General features: G+C 68.9%; 19 protein-coding genes. 4 read left to right on the plus strand and 15 right to left on the minus strand.

Features of this window, described 5'->3' with window-relative positions; genetic code table 11:
* Positions 1 to 632, plus strand: a 632-nt coding sequence (locus tag MMG85_RS16245) for an SGNH/GDSL hydrolase family protein (RefSeq protein ID WP_241046982.1), incomplete at its 5' end; no start/stop codon positions are given.
* A gap of 72 nt (positions 633 to 704) precedes the next feature.
* On the opposite strand, the gene MMG85_RS16250 is transcribed toward MMG85_RS16245, so the two are convergent.
* The 10 genes from MMG85_RS16250 to MMG85_RS16295 form a co-directional block, all read right to left on the minus strand.
* Complete coding sequence (locus MMG85_RS16250; protein WP_241046983.1) at positions 705 to 2075, minus strand: S8 family peptidase; 1371 nt, start codon at positions 2073 to 2075, stop codon at positions 705 to 707.
* A 149-nt stretch (positions 2076 to 2224) separates the two neighbouring features.
* Positions 2225 to 2734 carry a hypothetical protein gene (locus MMG85_RS16255; RefSeq protein ID WP_241046984.1) on the minus strand — a complete coding sequence of 170 codons (510 nt, stop codon included), beginning with the start codon at positions 2732 to 2734 and terminating at the stop codon, positions 2225 to 2227.
* Between the two features lie 4 nt (positions 2735 to 2738).
* Entirely contained in the window at positions 2739 to 3116 is a 378-nt protein-coding gene (locus MMG85_RS16260) for a VOC family protein (protein WP_241046985.1), read from the minus strand.
* Positions 3095 to 3811 carry a hypothetical protein gene (locus MMG85_RS16265; RefSeq protein ID WP_241046986.1) on the minus strand — a complete coding sequence of 239 codons (717 nt, stop codon included), beginning with the start codon at positions 3809 to 3811 and terminating at the stop codon, positions 3095 to 3097. Before MMG85_RS16265 ends, MMG85_RS16260 begins: the two co-directional genes overlap by 22 nt.
* A complete protein-coding gene (locus tag MMG85_RS16270; RefSeq protein ID WP_241046987.1) occupies positions 3812 to 4768 on the minus strand; it encodes an isoaspartyl peptidase/L-asparaginase in 957 nt (318 codons plus the stop codon).
* Positions 4769 to 4843: 75 nt separating this feature from the next.
* Entirely contained in the window at positions 4844 to 6079 is a 1236-nt protein-coding gene (locus MMG85_RS16275) for an ABC transporter permease (protein ID WP_241046988.1), read from the minus strand.
* Positions 6080 to 6176: 97 nt separating this feature from the next.
* Positions 6177 to 6923: an ABC transporter ATP-binding protein gene (locus MMG85_RS16280; RefSeq protein WP_241046989.1), complete on the minus strand. Its 747-nt coding sequence runs from the start codon at positions 6921 to 6923 to the stop codon at positions 6177 to 6179.
* Positions 6924 to 6925: 2 nt separating this feature from the next.
* Positions 6926 to 8455: an efflux RND transporter periplasmic adaptor subunit gene (locus MMG85_RS16285; RefSeq protein ID WP_241046990.1), complete on the minus strand. Its 1530-nt coding sequence runs from the start codon at positions 8453 to 8455 to the stop codon at positions 6926 to 6928.
* 96 nt (positions 8456 to 8551) lie between these two features.
* A complete protein-coding gene (locus MMG85_RS16290) occupies positions 8552 to 9823 on the minus strand; it encodes a HAMP domain-containing sensor histidine kinase (protein ID WP_241046991.1) in 1272 nt (423 codons plus the stop codon).
* A gap of 49 nt (positions 9824 to 9872) precedes the next feature.
* Complete coding sequence (locus MMG85_RS16295; protein WP_055940490.1) at positions 9873 to 10574, minus strand: response regulator transcription factor; 702 nt, start codon at positions 10572 to 10574, stop codon at positions 9873 to 9875.
* Between the two features lie 129 nt (positions 10575 to 10703).
* Here MMG85_RS16295 and MMG85_RS16300 point away from each other — a divergent pair, with 129 nt between their 5' ends.
* Complete coding sequence (locus MMG85_RS16300) at positions 10704 to 11045, plus strand: DMT family protein (protein ID WP_241046992.1); 342 nt, start codon at positions 10704 to 10706, stop codon at positions 11043 to 11045.
* A 109-nt stretch (positions 11046 to 11154) separates the two neighbouring features.
* Here MMG85_RS16300 and MMG85_RS16305 read toward each other — a convergent pair whose 3' ends face one another.
* The 5 genes from MMG85_RS16305 to nudE form a co-directional block, all read right to left on the minus strand.
* Positions 11155 to 11457, minus strand: coding sequence for a DUF962 domain-containing protein (locus MMG85_RS16305; protein WP_055940484.1), 303 nt, complete (start codon positions 11455 to 11457; stop codon positions 11155 to 11157).
* Positions 11458 to 11473: 16 nt separating this feature from the next.
* The gene (locus MMG85_RS16310; RefSeq protein ID WP_241046993.1) at positions 11474 to 11797 is read right to left on the minus strand and encodes a YnfA family protein; all 324 of its coding nucleotides are present in this window, start codon (positions 11795 to 11797) and stop codon (positions 11474 to 11476) included.
* Positions 11798 to 11992: 195 nt separating this feature from the next.
* A complete protein-coding gene (gene mazG / locus MMG85_RS16315) occupies positions 11993 to 12835 on the minus strand; it encodes a nucleoside triphosphate pyrophosphohydrolase (RefSeq protein ID WP_241046994.1) in 843 nt (280 codons plus the stop codon).
* Positions 12819 to 13655 carry a 3'(2'),5'-bisphosphate nucleotidase CysQ gene (cysQ, locus tag MMG85_RS16320; protein WP_241046995.1) on the minus strand — a complete coding sequence of 279 codons (837 nt, stop codon included), beginning with the start codon at positions 13653 to 13655 and terminating at the stop codon, positions 12819 to 12821. Before cysQ ends, mazG begins: the two co-directional genes overlap by 17 nt.
* Positions 13652 to 14200, minus strand: a complete 549-nt coding sequence (gene nudE, locus MMG85_RS16325) for an ADP compounds hydrolase NudE (RefSeq protein ID WP_055940469.1) — start codon at positions 14198 to 14200, stop codon at positions 13652 to 13654. The genes cysQ and nudE overlap by 4 nt, the downstream gene beginning before the upstream one ends.
* 74 nt (positions 14201 to 14274) lie before the next feature.
* Between nudE and bioA the strand changes: the two genes are divergently transcribed.
* Together bioA and MMG85_RS16335 are read left to right on the plus strand one after the other, a co-directional pair.
* Positions 14275 to 15675, plus strand: coding sequence for an adenosylmethionine--8-amino-7-oxononanoate transaminase (gene bioA / locus MMG85_RS16330; protein WP_241046996.1), 1401 nt, complete (start codon positions 14275 to 14277; stop codon positions 15673 to 15675).
* A complete protein-coding gene (locus MMG85_RS16335; RefSeq protein WP_241046997.1) occupies positions 15666 to 16397 on the plus strand; it encodes a 16S rRNA (uracil(1498)-N(3))-methyltransferase in 732 nt (243 codons plus the stop codon). Before bioA ends, MMG85_RS16335 begins: the two co-directional genes overlap by 10 nt.
* Positions 16398 to 16449 lie beyond the last annotated feature (52 nt).

Below are 16449 nucleotides of genomic sequence, written 5' to 3' on the forward strand. Positions count from 1 at the left end.
CGGATGCGCCCGCCACGACCGCCCCGCGCATCCCGGAGCAGGTGTCGAATGCGGTCTGGGAAACCGACATGCAGCGCTTCGCCACCGAAGACGCACAGTCGCCGCCCCCGCGCGGGGGCGTGGTGTTCACCGGCAGCTCGTCGATCCGCCTGTGGGAGACCCTGGCGCAGGACTTCCCCGGCGTGCCGGTGATCAACCGCGGCTTCGGCGGGTCGGAACTGCGCGACAGCACGTGGTACGCGGACCGCATGATCGTCCCGTACGCGCCCCGGCAGGTGCTGATCTACGCCGGCGACAACGACATCAATTCGGGCCGCACGCCACAACAGGTGCGCGCGGACTTCATCGCCTTCGTCCAGCGCGTGCGCCGCGACTTGCCGAAGACCAGGATCGGCTACATCAGCACCAAGCCCAGCCCCTCGCGCGCGCACCTGATGCCTGCGCAGCGCGAAGCCAATGCGCTGGTGCAGGCCGAAGCGAAGCGGCTCGGCGTGGACTACATCGACATCTTCACGCCCATGCTGGACGCCAGCGGGCAACCGAACGAGGCGCTGTTCGTCGAGGATCGCCTGCACATGAACGCCGCCGGTTACGACATCTGGCAGCGGGTGATCGCGCCGTACGTGCAGTAGGGCGGCCCTTGCTCTCCCCCAAAAAGAAGAAGCCCGGCATCGCCGGGCTTCTTCCGTTGCAGGACCGCTTGCTCAGAAGCCGCTGACGTTCAGGCGCCCACCGGTGACGGTCTTGTTCTGCAGCGAGGGCGTCGGCACGGTGGCGCCGAGGATGGCGGCCTTGATCTGCGCCGCCGTCGACCCCGGACGCGTGGAGGCGTACAGCGCTGCGCCACCGGTCACATGCGGGGTGGCCATCGAGGTGCCGTTATAGCTGGCATAGCCTGACACCAGACTGCCCTTGGATGCCTTCGGCACGGTCGACCAGATGCCCGAACCCGGCGCGCCCAGGTCCACCGTGGTGCGTCCCCACTGCGAAAAGCTGGAGAGGCCACCGGTATTGGTGGTCGAGGCGACCGCGATGATGTTGGCGTTCGGATAGTTGGACGGATAACTCGCGGTCGCATCGTTGTCGTAGGCATCGTTGCCGGCCGCCGCGATGAACAGGATCTCCGCGTTGCCGGCGCGGGTGATGGCATCCTGCAGCGCCTGCGAGAACCCGCCACCACCCCACGAATTGTTGGTGGCCACGATGTTCAGTCCGTGACGTACCTTCAGGTCGGTGAAATAGTCGATCGCCTTGATCGCGTTGGCGGTGCTGCCACCACGACGGCCGAGGAACTTGCCGCTGATCAGCTTGACGCCGCTCCAGCACACGCCGGCCACGCCCTTGCCGTTGCCTCCCACGCCGGCGATGGTGCCGGCCACGTGGGTACCGTGGTCGTCGTTGGCACCGCCGGAATTGATGTTGTTGGTGTTGCCGTCGAAGTCCCAGCCGCGCACGTCGTCGACGTAGCCATTGCCGTCGTTGTCCACGCCGTCGGCCGGATCGTAGGGGTTGGTCCAGATGTTGGCGGCCAGATCTTCGTGATTGAAGTAGATGCCTTCGTCGATCACGCCGACCACGACGTTGCCGCAACTGGTGTGTCCGGCAGCCCACGCTTCAGACGCCTGCGAACCGTAGGCGTTGGCGGGACTGCCGGCATCGCCGTACATGCCCCACAACGAACCGTTGCTGGCGTAGGTGTCGTTGGAGACCGCATGGTGCTGGTAGGTCCAGTTGGGCTCGGCATACTCGATGGCCGGATCGGCGCTGAGCGCCTGCACGGCGGCAGAAAGATCCACGTTGCCGGGCAGCTTGAGCAGCGCGATTTCGCCGTTGCGGCCGTTGCCGCGGCGTACCGTTTCCAGTTTGTGCGCGCCAAGACCCTGCACCACCGCATCGCGATCGGCCGAGGCCGCGCCGTCGCGGTATTTCACCAGCAGTTCGCCATTGGCGTGCGGCTGCCCTGCCTTCAATCCCTTGATCACCAGGTCGGGCCTGCCACCCGCGCTGGCGGATTGCGTTGCGCCCATCGCCACCAGTGCCACACCCACCCACATCGCCATGCGATTCTTCTTCATAAGCCGATCCGACTCCGAGTCTTGTGATGGCTGCGCAGGACAGCGCAGCGAGTCGAATCTAGCTTGTAATTTTCGTTCTAGATACGGGTTTTCAGCTCACATTTTCATGTGCCGAGCGAGCATCGCGATGATCGCGGGGCTGATAGTCATCACCTCGCACTGTCGCCCGCCGTCTCTCCCGATCTCCGTAACCTGGAGCGACCGAACACCTTCCACTGACCGTCCTTGCCGAGCACTTCGTCGGTGATGTGCAGGGTGTCCGTTTCGAGGCGATAGGTGGTGCGCCCGCGTTCGGTGGCCGCGTCGCCCCACTCGACCGCCAGCGCGTCGGCCTGCGGGGTCGCGGCCAGCGGCAGGACCATGCCGCGGGTGTCGTACCAGTGGCCACGACATGGCGGCGCGCCGCGGCAGAGATAGATCACTTCCGCCGCGAACGACCACTCCCTGCCATCGGCAGCACGCATGCGGTTGCTGAAGGACAGGCGGTGCGCCTTCCCTTCCAGCGCCGGCGCGAAGGTCAAGGCCAGCGTGGCGTCCATGCCGCTGACCTGACCGGTTCCCTGCCAGCGTCTGGCCAGACCCTCCCACACGCTGGCACCGCGCGCCGCCTCCACCACGCCGACCGCGAGCACCATCGCCCACACGCCGCGCGCGATCACGCTGTCATGTCCGCCGCGCGGCACCGGCCGGCTGGTGCAGGCTCAGCACGTTGCCGTCAGGATCGAGGAAGTCCAGCGACAGTCCGCCATCGGGCGATTCGCTGACCGGCACCACGATCTCCACGCCCTTGGCGGCCAGCGCTTCGGCATGGTCGTCGATGCCGCCGTCGAGGCTGAAGACGACGACCGGCGATTCGCCCGCCCGCGCGGGCCGCGGGATGAAGACCAGCGTCAGCTCGCCGACCTCGCCCATCGCCCACGGGCCGTCGTGGCCGTCCAGCGCGTCGATGGGCAGGCCCAGCGTGCCCCGGTAGAAATCCACCGACCGCGCGAGGTCGGAAACAAAGAACACGATGGCGCCTACCTTGCAGTGCGTGAGCATGGGATGTCCTCCTGTGTGATTCCCGTACATGGGTTGCCGCGGGAAGGCGAAGTGTGAGCATCGGCGTCGATCAGGATCAGGTGTCCGTCCGGATCGTGCGTGCCCAGCCCGTCGCCCGCCTGCATGGCGGCCTTCAGGGCACGCCGGGTCAGGCCGAAGGGGATGTCCGCGCTACGTGCCGGATCGCGCAGGTAGGCCAGCGCGATGCCCTCCGCGCGCACCGACGGGGATTGCGCGGCCAGCGCCTTGCGGATGCAGGTCAGGCGCTGGCGGAACGCGGTGGCGGGGATGCGCAGGATCCAGCGGATCTCGTCCGCCGACAGGCCATGCAGCGCCAGCACCGCCAGCCGGCGCGCCGACGGCGGCAGCGTCGCCAGCCATGCGGGCGGTCGCGGGGAAGGCTCCGGCTCGTGGCAGGCGAACGGTTCGATGGCGTCATCGGCCTGCATTCCGGCGAGGGCTTCGCGCCGTCGGCGGCGGACACCCGCACGTGCCGCCATCGCCGCCTGGCGCCGCAGCACCCCCGACAGCCACGGCATATCGTGGCGGCCGGCCAGCACGCCGGCCAGCAGTGTTTCCTGCACCAGGTCGTCCGCCTCGTCGGCACGACGGCACAGGCGAAGCGCCTGCGCACGGAGGGCGCGATGATCGGCCAGGGTCAATGCAGCGGCTTGCTCTCCCGGCGACGCGGTCACTCAGGCGTCCTGGTAGATGGCGGTGCCGCGCGTGCCGTCCGGCCGCACCCAGCCGCGGTACATGCCGCGGGTACTGAGCACCAGCGAGACGTTGCCGTCGGTATCGACCGCGATGGCCCCGCCGTCGCCGCCATGCTGTGGCACTTCGCCCAGGATGACGTCCTCCACCGCGTCGCGCAGGCGGTCGCCGCGGTAGGCCACGCGGGCGGCGATGTCGTGGGCGGCGGCGTTGCGGATGTAGAACTCGCCCCAGCCGCTGCACGACACCGCGCACCGCGCATCGGCCCAGGTGCCCGCCCCGATCACCGGCGAATCGCCCACGCGACCCCAGCGCTTGTTGGTCATGCCGCCGGTCGACGTCGCCGCCGCCACATGCCCGCGGCTGTCCAGCGCCACCGCGCCGACCGTGCCGAAGTACTGGCCGCGCAGGTCGTCGTTGCCATGCCACGCCTGCTGTTCGCGCTGTTGCGCATCGCGCAGCTGGGCACGCCGCGACTCCGTGGAAAACCACCCGTTCGGCACGCGCTCGATGCCCGGTTGCGTATCGGCGAACTGTTCCGCGCCGTCGCCGATCAGGAACACGTGCGGCGAGTCCTCCAGCACGCGCCGCGCCAGCCGCACCGGATGGCGCACCGTCATCAGGCCCGCGACCGCCCCCGCGCGGCGATGGCGCCCGTCCATGATGGCGGCATCCAGCTCATGCCGGCCTTCGGCGGTGAACACCGCGCCGCGCCCGGCGTTGAAGTACGGCGAATCCTCCAGCACGGTCACTGCGGCTTCCACCGCGTCCAGCGCACTGCCACCGGTCGCGAGGATGGCGTGGCCCACGTCGAGGGCGCGGGCGAGTTCGGCGTGGATCGCGGTTTCTACCTCGGGCGCCAGGCTGCCCCGTTCGATCACGCCGGCGCCTCCATGGATGGCCAGGGCAAGGGGCCGGCGGGACGAATGCGGGCTCATGGCGCAGGTCCGGTGTGGGCACAACGGGCGTCCAGCATACTCCCGCCGTTGCGCCGCACCAGCCCCGCCGATCCCCTATTGCGAGCGCAGCGCCTCGATCGGATCGAGCTGCGAAGCCTTGCGGGCCGGGTAGTAGCCGAAGAACAGGCCGGTGGCGATCGAGAAGCCCGCGGCCAGTCCGATCACCTGGCCGTTCAACGCCACCGGCAGCTCGCTGAACTGGCCGACCAGCAGCGCGCCGGCCACACCGATGACGATGCCCAGCACGCCACCGCCCAGCGACAGCAGCATGGCTTCGGCGAGGAACTGCCGGCGTACGTCGCCCGGCCCGGCGCCCACCGCCATGCGCAGGCCGATCTCGCGGATGCGCTCGGTCACCGATACCAGCATGATGTTCATGATGCCGATGCCGCCGACGATCAGCGAAATGGTGGCCACCGCGCCCAGCAGCAGCGACATCAGCTTGGTGGTGGCGGTGCGGGTGGCGACGATTTCCGAGATGTTGCGGACGTTGAAGTCGTCCTCCTCGCCCGGCGCGATCTTGTGCCGCTGGCGCAGCAGCGCTTCCACTTCGCCCTGCACGTAGCTCAGGTCCTTGGCGTCGGCCACGGTCAGCGCGACCTGCTGCACGGCGCCCGGTGGCAGGCCCATCGAGCCCATCAACCGGCGCCGCGCGGTTTCCAGCGGCACCATCATCACGTCGTCCTGGTCCTGGCCGAAACCACCCTGCCCCTTCGGCGCCAGCGTGCCCACCACGGTGAACGGCACGCGGCCCAGGCGCACGGTCTGGCCCACGCCGCTGTCCTCGCCGAACAGCGTGCGCCGCACCGTCTCGCCGAGGATCACCACCTTGTCGGCGCTCGAATAATCCTGCGCATCGAAGCCTTCGCCGTTGGCGATGACCCAGCTGTTGATCTCGAAGAAGTCGGCCTGTACGCCCTGCCAGCTGGTCGACGCATTGTTCTCGGCGAACACGATCTGCGTGTTGCCGCGCAACGCGCCCGCCACGTACTGCACCTCGGGAATCTCGTTGCGGATCGCCTCCACGTCGCCTTCCTTGAGCGTGTAGAAGCTGCCGGAACTCATCCGCACGCCGCCGCCGCCGCGCCCGGCGCCGGGACTGATGTCCAGCCGCTGCGAGCCCAGGCCCGAGACCAGCTTGTCGATTTCCGCCTGCGTGCCCTGGCCCACCGACACCATCACGATGACGGCGGCGATGCCGATGATCACGCCCAGCGAGGTCAGCGCACTGCGCATCCAGTTGCCGCGCAACGCGTGCAGTGCGGTGCGCAGGATGTCGGAGAATTTCATGGCAGAAGGCCGGGAGTGGGGAATCGGGAGTCGGGATTCGCAAACGCAAGGCCGCGTCGCATGAGCGGGAACAAGGCCGGCAGGAAAAGAGGACGGATCATGGGTGCGTTCCTCCGGCTCCCGATGCCCGATTCCCGAATCCCGGCTCCTCGTGCAACTCGCCATCGCGCATCACCAGCACGCGGTCGGCATGCGCGGCGACTTCGGCGTCGTGGGTGATCAGGATGACGGTGTGGCCGTCGTCGCGCAGGCGCTTGAACAGCGCCAGGATCTCTTCGCCGGTCTTGCTGTCCAGCGCGCCGGTCGGTTCGTCGGCCAGCAGGATCGGCGGCTGGTTGATCAGCGCGCGGGCGATCGCCACGCGCTGCTGCTGGCCACCCGACAGTTCGTTGGGCCGATGCCCGGCACGCTCGGCCAGGCCCACCGCGGCCAGCGCCTGGCGCGCGCGCTCGGCGCGTTCGCCGGGCGGCACCTGCGCATAGCCCAGCGGCATAGCCACGTTGTCCAGCGCGGTCATGCGCGGCAACAGATGGAAGCCCTGGAACACGAAGCCGATCTTCTCGCGGCGCAGGATCGCCAGCTCTTCGGCGTCCAGCGTGGCCACGTCGATGCCGTCGCAGAAATAGGTGCCGTCGCTGGGCGTGTCCAGGCAGCCGATCAGGTTCATCAGCGTGGATTTGCCGGAACCGGACGGGCCCATGATGGCGACGAAGTCGCCCCGGTCCACGCGCATGTCCACGCCACGCAACGCCACCACTTCCGCCTCGGTGCCGGCGGAATAGACCTTGCCCAGTGCGTGCGTCTGGATGACCGGCACGCGGTCGCCGGCATTCGCGGACGGCATGCTCATTCCCTCGCGCGCTCGCCCACGACCACCACATCGCCTTCCTTCACCGGCCCGGATACCTCGGTACTGGTGCCGTCGCTGGCGCCCACGCGCACCTGCACCATCTCGGGCGCGCCATCGACGAGCTTGTAGACCGGCGCGCGCTTGGCACTGAGCAGCGTGCGCAGTTCGCCATCCCAGCGCTGCTGCTGCGCAGCGTCCAGGGTGGCGCGGAACGGGGCGAAATCCTGCTGCATGCGGTCGGCCATGCGCTGGCGCATCTGCGCCTGCATCGCACCGCCACCCGCGTTGCCGCCCGCTCGCTGACCGCCGCCCGGGCGGCCGAACATGCTGCCACCGCCCTGCTGCGCCTGCGCCATGCGCGCGGCCTGGCGCTCGCGCATCGCCGCTAGCGCCGTATCGAACGCGGCCTGCTGTTCGGGCTTCAGTTGCAGGGTGCCGGCCACGCGCGCCAGGTCGTCGCTGATACCGCCGCCGCGGTTCTGGCCGCCCTGCGGCGCGGCCTGTGCGGTCGAGGCTGTCGCGGCCTGTTCGCCGGTCGGCTTGTAGCGCAGCGCCGCGTTGGAGACCTTGAGGATGTTGTCGCGCTTGCTGACCTCGATCTCGGCGTTGACGGTCAGGCCGGGCAGCAGCGTGCCGTCGCTGTTGTCCACGCTGACCACCACCGGATAGGTCACCACGTTGCTGGTGGTGGTCGCCGACAGGCGCACCTGCTGCACCTGTCCGCGGAACTGCCGGTCGGAAAACGCATCGACGGTGAACGACACCGCCTGCCCCACCTTGACCTGGCCAATGTCGGCCTCGTCGACGGCCAGTTCGATCTTCATCTTCGACAGGTCTTCGGCGATGGTGAACAGCTCCGGCGCCTGCAGGCTGGCCGCCACGGTCTGGCCGGCCTCGATGGTGCGGGTCAGCACCACGCCATCGACCGGCGAGCGGATCACCGTGCGATCAAGATTGACGCGGGTGGTCTGGGTGGACGCGGTCTGCTGGCGGATCGACGCCTGCGCCGCGTTGACCTGCGCGCGCGCCTGGTCGCGGGCAGCGCGGGCCAGGTCGACATCGCTCTGCGCGACCAGTTGCTGCCGGCCCAGGTCGGCCTTGCGGGTGTAGTCGATCTCGGCATTGGCCAGCGTGGCCTGCGCCTGCCGCAGGTTGGCTTGCGCGCTGGCGATCTGCGCATTGCCCTGTTCGATCTGCGCCTCGTAGGTACTGGGATCGATGCGCGCCAGCACCTCGCCCTTCTTCACTTCGCTGTTGTAGTCGACCAGCACGTCGGTGACCTGGCCGGAAATCTGGCTGCCGACGGTGACCGTGGAGATGGCGCTGAGCGTGCCGGTGGCCGAAATCGCCACGCGGATGTCGCCACGCTCGACGGTGGCGGTGCGGTAGGCGCTTTCCGCGACCTCGCCCTTGCGCGCGGTCCAGTACCACGCACCGGCGCCGAGGAGGGCGACGACGGCGACCCCGAGCAGGATCTTGGGAAGCGGAGAAGGCTTGCGGGAAGCAGTGCGTGCAGGCTGGCTCATGCAGTGAGTCGGCTCGGAAGGTGGGGAGTCGGGAAAAGGAACGCGCCGGAGGCCGCGGCGTTGACAGCCCGCGGCCCTGGTCAGTTCCCGTATAGATTACGGAACGAAGCGGATCGTCGCCGTGGTGCCGCGGCCCAGTTCGCTGTCGAGTTCGATCTTCCAGCCGAAGCGGTCGCAGAGGCGGCTGACGATGGACAGACCCAGGCCGCTGCCGTGCGGGCGCGAGGGGTCGGCGCGGTAGAAGGGCTCGAACACCCGCTGCATCGATTCGGCCGCCATGCCGATGCCCGTGTCCCGTACGACCACGCGGTCCGGTTCCAGCAGCACGTCGATGCGGCCGCGATCGGTATAGGTGCAGGCATTGCGCAGCAGATTGCTGACGACCACCTGGAACACCCGCGGCGGTGCGTGCAGGCGCGGGCGCGCGTGCAGGGTGACTTCCAGGTCGACCGGCTTGTTGAGCAGCAGCGTGCGCGCGTTCTCGGCCTCGTCCATGACGATGTCGGCCACGTCGAAGTCCTCGCTCTGCGGCTCCACTTCGGCTTCGCGCGCCAGGATCAGGAAGGCGTCGATCACCGCCTCCATGTCGCGGCCGGCACGCTGGATGCGCTGCAGGGCGCGCGCCACGCGCGGCGGCGAGTCTTCGGCCATGCCCATGTCGGTGGCCACGCGGATGACCGTCAGCGGCGTGCGCAACTCGTGGCTGGCGTCGCGGGTGAAATCGCGTTCGCGCGCGACGTGTGCGCTGACGCGCTGGGCCAGGCCGTGCAGCGCGGCGGCCAGTTGCCGCGCCTCGCCCTGCACGTCGCTGGGCAGGCGGTCGGCGGCCAGGGCGCTGACATCCGGGCGGCGCGGATCCCATTCGGAGACCTGCCGCGCCAGCCAGCTGACCGGCGACACCAGCCGCTTGGACGCGCGGTAGGTCAGCCACGACACCAGGTAGATCGCCACCAGCGTCATGATGATCGGCACGGTGCCGAAGTAGAACGCCAGCCGCTCGGCCTGCGAGCGCAGGAACACCAGGTACAGGCGGCCCTGCGGTTGCTCGTCGACCAGCACCAGCAGATCGTCGTCCCTCAGTTCGTGGAAGCCGGGGGCGAGGCTGCGCAGGTTTTCCGGCAGCACCAGGTTGGAGTGCCCCTTCACCACCAGATAGCCGCGCAGGTTGTGGGTGTTCGGCGGCGGCTGCGCCGTGCTGGCGCTGTAGAGCTCCCAGAAATGCGCGGCTTCTTCCTGCAGCGCGGTGTTCATCAGGCTGTGCTTGATGACCGCCGAGATCAGGTACACGCCCAGCACGATGGCCAGGCTGACCATCACGGCCTGCAGGATGAAGGCGATCCTGAGTTTGCGGGGCAGGCCTTGGCGCATGCGGAGTCGTCGGGCGAAGGCAGGAGTATGCCGCGCGCCGACGGCCAGGTCAGCCGATGTCGGCGATGCGGTAGCCCGCGCTCTGCACGGTGTGCAGCAGCGGCTTGTCGAAAGGCTTGTCGATCACCTTGCGCAGGTTGTACAGGTGGCTGCGCAGCGTGTCCGAGTCCGGCAGGCCGTTGCCCCAGATCTCGCGCTCGATCTCCTGCCGGGTCACCACGCGCGGCGACTCGCGCATGAGGATGGTCAGCAGGCGCAGGCCGATCGGCGACAGCATCAGCTCGGTGCCGCCCCGGGTGGCGCGCATGCTGACCGGGTCCAGCACCAGGTCCGCGACCTTCAGCACCTCGGCACCGACCTGGCGGCGCTCGCGGCGGATCAGGGCACGCAGGCGGGCCTCCAGTTCCTGGATCGCGAAGGGCTTGGTCAGGTAGTCGTCGGCGCCGGAGCTCAGGCCGGTCAGCTTGTCGTCCAGCGTGTCGCGCGCGGTCAGCATCAGCACGGGCGTGGACTTGCGGGCTTCGGTACGCAGGCGCTTGCAGACTTCCATGCCGTCCAGTCGCGGCAGCATCAGGTCGAGCACCAGCACGTCGTAGCTGTTCTCCACCGCCAGCCGGTAACCGTCCAGACCATCGGTGGCGTAATCGACCTCGAAACCGCGGCCTTCCAGATATTCCCCGATCATCTCGGAAATGTTGCGGTTGTCTTCCACCACCAGCACCAGACCCGCGGTTTCCTGACTGTGTCGCATGACAACTCCTTGAGAGGCTTCAGGTTTGTGAAGCTACCGGGCGCCCGGTGGACATCGTGTGAAGACGGCCGCTGCATTCAGCCGGCAGTTGGGATTACGCTTCGCCGTCCTCCTGCCCCTGGCCCCGCCATGATCGACCGCGTCCTGCCCCTGTTCCTGCTGCTGGCTTCCAATGTCTTCATGACATTCGCCTGGTACGGCCACCTGAAGTACAAGTCCGCACCGCTGTTCATGGTGATCCTGGCCAGCTGGGGCATCGCCTTCTTCGAGTACATGCTGATGGTGCCGGCCAACCGCATGGGCAGCGCCGTCTACTCGGTGGTGCAGCTGAAGACGATCCAGGAAATCCTGACCCTGCTGGTCTTCGCCGGTTTCAGCACCTGGTACCTGGGCCAGCCGCTGAAATGGAACCACTACGCGGCCTTCGCGCTGATCGTGGGCGCGGCGTTTCTGATGTTCTACGAGCCGTAGCGTGCGCCATGCGCACGGAGGGGGCGCCATGATCCCGCGGGGCGTGCGCATGGCGCACGCTACGTAATGCGCACGGAGATCAAGGGGTCGTGTGCGCGGCGCACGCTACCTAGAACCGGATCTTCCCGGTCAGGATGTCCTTGAACATCACCCAGTCGCCGGCGAAGGAATAGAACGGGTGCTTGAAGGTGGCGGGGCGGTTCTTCTCGAAGAAGAAGTGGCCGACCCAGGCGAAGCCGTAGCCGCAGAACAGCGCGGCCAGCAGCCACCAGGCGTTGCGGTCGACGATGGCCAGCACCAGCAGCGCCAGCACGCCGCAGCTGCCGATGAAATGCAGGCGCCGCGACGTGCGGTGGCTGTGTTCGGCAAGGTAGAACGGATAGAACTCGCGGAAGCTGGCGAAGCGGCTCATGTCCCCTCCCACAGGGTCAGGCGGCGCGTGGCGCGAACATGATCACCGCCATGCCGGCCAGGCACAAGCCGGCGCCCAACAGGTCCCAGCGCGTCGGCTTCACCGCGTCCACGGCCCACAACCATGCGATCGCCATGGTCACGTAGACGCCGCCGTAGGCGGCATACACGCGGCCAGAAGCCGTGGGATGCAGGGTCAGCAGCCAGGCGAACACGGCCAGGCTGGCCGCCGCCGGCAGCAGCAGCCATGCGCTGCCGCCCTTGCGCAGCCACAGGTACGGCAGGTAGCAGCCGACGATCTCGGCCAGCGCGGTGACAAGGAACAACAGCAAGGTCTTCATGCCGACAGCGTAGGGCGGGCCCTGGCCCGCCGCCAGCCCGTTGACCCCGGCAACACAACGCGTTGGATGATCCCGCTACGGCCTTGTTCGCGAGCGGAGGATCGCGATGGTTCGGCTCGGTGCAGAAAGGCGCTGGGTTCCCGCCTTCGCGGGAATGACGGTCTGGAGCGGGCTGGGGCGGTGGTTGCGGCGTCCTTACGCAGCGCCACCTTCATCCTGCTTCACTCGTGCCCACAGTGCTTCCTGCTGCGCCAGCGTCAGCGCGGACATCGTGGTGCCCTCGGCGGTGGCGATCGCTTCCATCGCACGGAAACGACGCTCGAACTTCAGGTTGGCCCGGCGCAGTGCGCCGCCCACGTCCACCTTGGCGTGGCGCGCAAGATTGGCGGCGACGAACAGCAGGTCGCCGATCTCGTCCTCCAGCCGCGCGTCGCGCTCGGGCGACGGCGCAGCGGCGAGTTCCACGCGCACCTCGTCGATCTCCTCGTGCAGCTTGTCGATGACCGGTCCGGTGTCGGGCCAGTCGAAGCCGACCCGCGCCGCGCGCGACTGCAGCTTGATCGCGCGCTGCCACTCGGGCAGCCCGCGGGCGACGCCGGCCAGGGCCGAGGTGTCGTCTTCACCGGCGGCCTTGCGCTCGGCGGCCTTGATCGCTTCCCAGTTGACGGTCTGCGCTTCGGCGTCGGCGAACGAGGCAGCCTGTCCTGAGCCTGTCGAAGGGCCAAACACATGCGGGTGCCGCCGCACCATCTTGTCGCAGATGGCATCGACGACATCGCCGAAGGCGAAGGCGCCCTGCTCGCTCGCCATCTGCGCATGGAAGACGACCTGCAGCAGCAGGTCGCCCAGTTCGTCCTTCAGCGCCGGCAGATCGTGCCGGTCGATCGCGTCGGCGACCTCGTAGGCCTCTTCCACCGTGTAGGGCGCGATGCTGGAGAAGTCCTGCTCCAGGTCCCACGGGCAGCCGCCGTCGGGATCGCGCAGCTTGGCCATGATGGCCAGCAGCCGCGCGATGTCGCCATCAGGCGCTGCGGGCATGTCCGTTCGCGCCTTCCTGTGCCTGCGCCAGCCAGGTGCGCCATGGCAGCGTCATGTCGCCCAGCGCCACGAAATCGCCGTTGAGCAGCGTCTCGCGGCGGTTGTAGCGGAACGCGCGGCCATCCGGCGCCAGCAGGGCACCACCGGCGGCTTCCAGCACGCATTGCGCGGCGGCCGTATCCCACTCGCTGGTGGGGCCGAAGCGCGGGTAGACGTCCAGCGTGCCCTCGGCGATGCGGCAGAACTTCAGCGACGAGCCGAGCGAGACCTCCTCGATCCCGCCCATGCCGTCGAGGAAGGCCTGCGTGCGCGCGTCGCGATGCGAGCGGCTGGCCGCGACCTTCAGCGTGCCGGTGGCCGGTGCGCGCGTGCGGATCTGCGCATCCACGTCGCCGACGCGGCGGTACGCATTGCGGCCCTGGCGCGCGTGCCAGGTCTCGCCGGTCACCGGGGCATGGACGACGCCGAAGATCGGTTCGTTCTGTTCGATCAGCGCGATGTTGACGGTGAACTCGCCGTTGCGCTTGATGAACTCGCGGGTGCCGTCCAGCGGGTCCACCAGCCAGTAGGTCGGCCACTGGCTGCGCTCGGCCCACGGGATGTCGGCGGCTTCTTCCGACAGCACCGGCCACTGCGGGGTCAGCCGGCGCAGGCCATCGGCGATGACCTGGTGGGCCGCCATGTCGGCGGCGGTGAGCGGACTGTCGTCGCTCTTGCGTTGCACGTCGAAGGCGTTCTCGTACACCGCCATGATGGCGAGGCCCGCTTCGCGGGCGATGACGATGACGGCTTCGTGCAGGTCTGCGGTCATTCGACTCATGTCCGCGCGTTCAACCATTCGCGGGCGATGAACAGAGCCGCCAGCGAACGACCTTCCGAAAAATCCTCGCGCAGCATCAGCTGGTCGAGGTCTTGCAACTTCCAGGGCACTACTTCCAACTCCTCGGGTTCATCCCCCGGCAGGCGCTCGGGGTACAGGTCTCTTGCCACCACCAGCCAGGACTGGTGGCTCATGTAGGTGGGTGCCAGGGTCAGGGCGCGCAGCACGTCGAGGCGGCGCGCGCCGAAGCCGGCTTCTTCCTTCAGTTCGCGGTCGGCGGCCTGCTCGGGCGTCTCGCCGGCGTCGATGCGGCCCTTCACCAGGCCCAGTTCGTAGCGGTGCATGCCGGCGGCGTATTCGCGCACCAGCAGCACGGTTTCCTCGTCCTGCATGGGCACCACGACCACCGCGCCATGGCCTTGCGAGCGCAGCCGGTGGTAGCGGCGGCGCTCGCCGTTGCTGAATTCCAGGTCCAGCTCTTCGACATGGCGGTCCGGGCCGTCGGCGCGCTGGGTGATGCCATGGATGGTGGGCAGGCGGCTCATGCGGCGGAACGTCGTCCGCCCGCACCGCGCGGTGCGCGGCGACGGCAGGGGGCGGTGCCCGATATCATGGGGGGATGCGACAACAGGATCATCAAGCGGGAATGCTAGCAGAGGCGGACGACTGGCGTGCCCGCGATCTGTCCGTGCTGTGGCATCCCTGCACGCAGATGCGTGAACACCCGCACACCTTGCCGCTGGTGCCGATCGCCCGTGGCGAGGGCGCGTGGCTGATCGGCCACGACGGCACGCGCTACCTGGATGCGGTCAGCAGCTGGTGGACCAACCTGTTCGGCCATGCGGAACCGCGGATCGGCGCGGCCATCGCCGCGCAGGCGCAGTCGCTGGAACAGGTGATGCTGGCCGGCTTCACCCATGCGCCGGCGGTGGAACTGGCCGAGCGGCTGCTGGCGGTGGCGCCGCGGCAGGCGGGGCGTGCGCCGCTGTCCAAGGTGTTCTACGCCGACAACGGCTCGGCGGGCGTGGAAGTGGCGCTGAAGATGGCGTTCCACTGGTTCCACAATCGCGGCGAGCACACGCGGACGAAGTTCATCGCGCTGGAGAACGGCTACCACGGCGAGACGCTGGGGGCGCTGGCGGTAGGCGACATTCCGCTGTACCGGCGGGTGTATGCGCCGTTGCTGACCGAGGCGCTGTTTGCGCCCTCGCCCGACGCCTACCTGGCGCAGCCCGACGAATCACCTGCCGACTGCGCCGCGCGCGCCGCCGATGCACTGGCCGCGCTGCTGGAACGGCATCCGGGCGAGGTCTGCGCGGTGATCGTCGAGCCGCGCGTGCAGTGCGCCGGCGGCATGCGCATGCACCACGCCGACTACCTGACCCGCGTGCGCGAGCTGTGCGACGCCAGCGGCGCATTCCTGATCGCCGACGAGATCGCGGTCGGTTTCGGCCGCACCGGCACGCTGTTCGCCAGCGAGCAGAGCGGCGTGATGCCCGACCTGTTGTGCCTGTCGAAGGGCCTGACCGGCGGCTTCCTGCCGCTGGCGGCGGTGCTGGCGACGCAGGCGCTGTACGACGGCTTCCTGGACGACTCGCGCGAGCGCGCGTTCCTGCATTCGCACAGCTACACCGGCAATCCGCTGGCCTGCGCGGCGGCATTGGCGTCGCTGGACATCTACCGCGCCGACGATGTGCTGGCGCGCAATCGCGCCACCGCGCGCGCGATGGCGTCACTCGCCGAGCCGCTGGCCGCGCACCGCCACGTGGCCGACGTGCGCCAGGCCGGCATGATGCTGGCGTTCGAACTGACCCGCGACGGCGACAAGGCCATGCCCTTCCCCGCCACCGCACGCATCGGCCTGAAGGCGTACCGCGCCGCGCTGGCGCGTGGCGTGGTGCTGCGCCCGCTGGGCGACGTGCTGTACTGGATGCCGCCGTACTGCATCGACGACGACGCCCTGCAACGGCTCGCCGACGTCACCCGTCACGCCATCGACGAGGCCACTGCATGCGCCTGACCCGCTGCCATGTCGACGCGCCGCTGGCCGTCGGCGTGTCCCTCGCCCTGCCCGAGACCGCCGCCAACCACCTCGCCCGCGTGCTGCGCCTGCGCGAAGGCGATGCGTGCGTGCTGTTCAACGGCGACGGCCATGACTATGACGCGCGCATCAGCGCGATCAGCAAGCGTGAAGTGCGGGCCGAGATCATCGCCGCACGCAGCGTGGACAACGAGTCGCCGCTGCATGTCACCCTGCTGCAGGGCGTCGCGCGCGGCGAGAAGATGGACCTGATCCTGCAGAAGGCCACCGAACTGGGCGTGGCGGCGGTCGTGCCGGTGATGGCCGAGCGCACCGAGGTGAAGCTGGATGCCGAGCGCGCGGAGAAGCGCATGGCGCACTGGCGCAGCGTTGTCGCCTCGGCCTGCGAACAGAGCGGGCGCGCGCGCTTGCCGACATTGTCTGCACCCGCCGCCCTGGTCGACGCGGCGCGCACCGTCGGCGCCGACACGACGAAGCTGACCCTCGATCCGACCGGCGAAGTCTCGCTGGCCACGGTGCAGATCGCCGGCGGTGCGGTGGTGGTGGCGATCGGTCCCGAAGGTGGCTGGTCGCCGCGCGATCGCGATGCGTTGTCTGTTGCCGGGTTCACCGGGCTGCGGCTGGGTCCGCGCATCCTGCGCACCGAGACCGCCGGCCTGGCGGCCATCGCCGCGCTGCAGTCGAGGTTCGGCGATCTGTAGGGAAAGAAGCGTCCCGGGACATCTGTAGGAGCGGCCCATGGCCGCGATGCTT

The sequence above is a fragment of the Pseudoxanthomonas sp. LH2527 genome, assembly GCF_022539275.1.
Taxonomy (GTDB): Bacteria; Pseudomonadota; Gammaproteobacteria; order Xanthomonadales; family Xanthomonadaceae; genus Pseudoxanthomonas_A.

Bases quoted from the DNA above. Each gene is read 5' to 3' on its own strand.
- MMG85_RS16305 (WP_055940484.1), bottom strand. From the start codon at position 11,457: ATGAGCCGCTTCGCCAGCTTCCGCGAGTTCTATCCGTTCTACCTTGCC.
- MMG85_RS16260 (WP_241046985.1), bottom strand. From the start codon at position 3,116: ATGCTCACGCACTGCAAGGTAGGCGCCATCGTGTTCTTTGTTTCCGAC.
- MMG85_RS16275 (WP_241046988.1), bottom strand. From the start codon at position 6,079: ATGAAATTCTCCGACATCCTGCGCACCGCACTGCACGCGTTGCGCGGC.
- nudE (WP_055940469.1), bottom strand. From the start codon at position 14,200: ATGAGCCGCCTGCCCACCATCCATGGCATCACCCAGCGCGCCGACGGC.
- cysQ (WP_241046995.1), bottom strand. From the start codon at position 13,655: ATGAGTCGAATGACCGCAGACCTGCACGAAGCCGTCATCGTCATCGCC.
- MMG85_RS16335 (WP_241046997.1), top strand. From the start codon at position 15,666: ATGCGCCTGACCCGCTGCCATGTCGACGCGCCGCTGGCCGTCGGCGTG.
- MMG85_RS16250 (WP_241046983.1), bottom strand. From the start codon at position 2,075: ATGAAGAAGAATCGCATGGCGATGTGGGTGGGTGTGGCACTGGTGGCG.
- bioA (WP_241046996.1), top strand. From the start codon at position 14,275: ATGCGACAACAGGATCATCAAGCGGGAATGCTAGCAGAGGCGGACGAC.
- MMG85_RS16280 (WP_241046989.1), bottom strand. From the start codon at position 6,923: ATGCCGTCCGCGAATGCCGGCGACCGCGTGCCGGTCATCCAGACGCAC.
- mazG (WP_241046994.1), bottom strand. From the start codon at position 12,835: ATGCCCGCAGCGCCTGATGGCGACATCGCGCGGCTGCTGGCCATCATG.
- MMG85_RS16290 (WP_241046991.1), bottom strand. From the start codon at position 9,823: ATGCGCCAAGGCCTGCCCCGCAAACTCAGGATCGCCTTCATCCTGCAG.
- MMG85_RS16270 (WP_241046987.1), bottom strand. From the start codon at position 4,768: ATGAGCCCGCATTCGTCCCGCCGGCCCCTTGCCCTGGCCATCCATGGA.
- MMG85_RS16300 (WP_241046992.1), top strand. From the start codon at position 10,704: ATGATCGACCGCGTCCTGCCCCTGTTCCTGCTGCTGGCTTCCAATGTC.
- MMG85_RS16285 (WP_241046990.1), bottom strand. From the start codon at position 8,455: ATGAGCCAGCCTGCACGCACTGCTTCCCGCAAGCCTTCTCCGCTTCCC.
- MMG85_RS16295 (WP_055940490.1), bottom strand. From the start codon at position 10,574: ATGCGACACAGTCAGGAAACCGCGGGTCTGGTGCTGGTGGTGGAAGAC.
- MMG85_RS16310 (WP_241046993.1), bottom strand. From the start codon at position 11,797: ATGAAGACCTTGCTGTTGTTCCTTGTCACCGCGCTGGCCGAGATCGTC.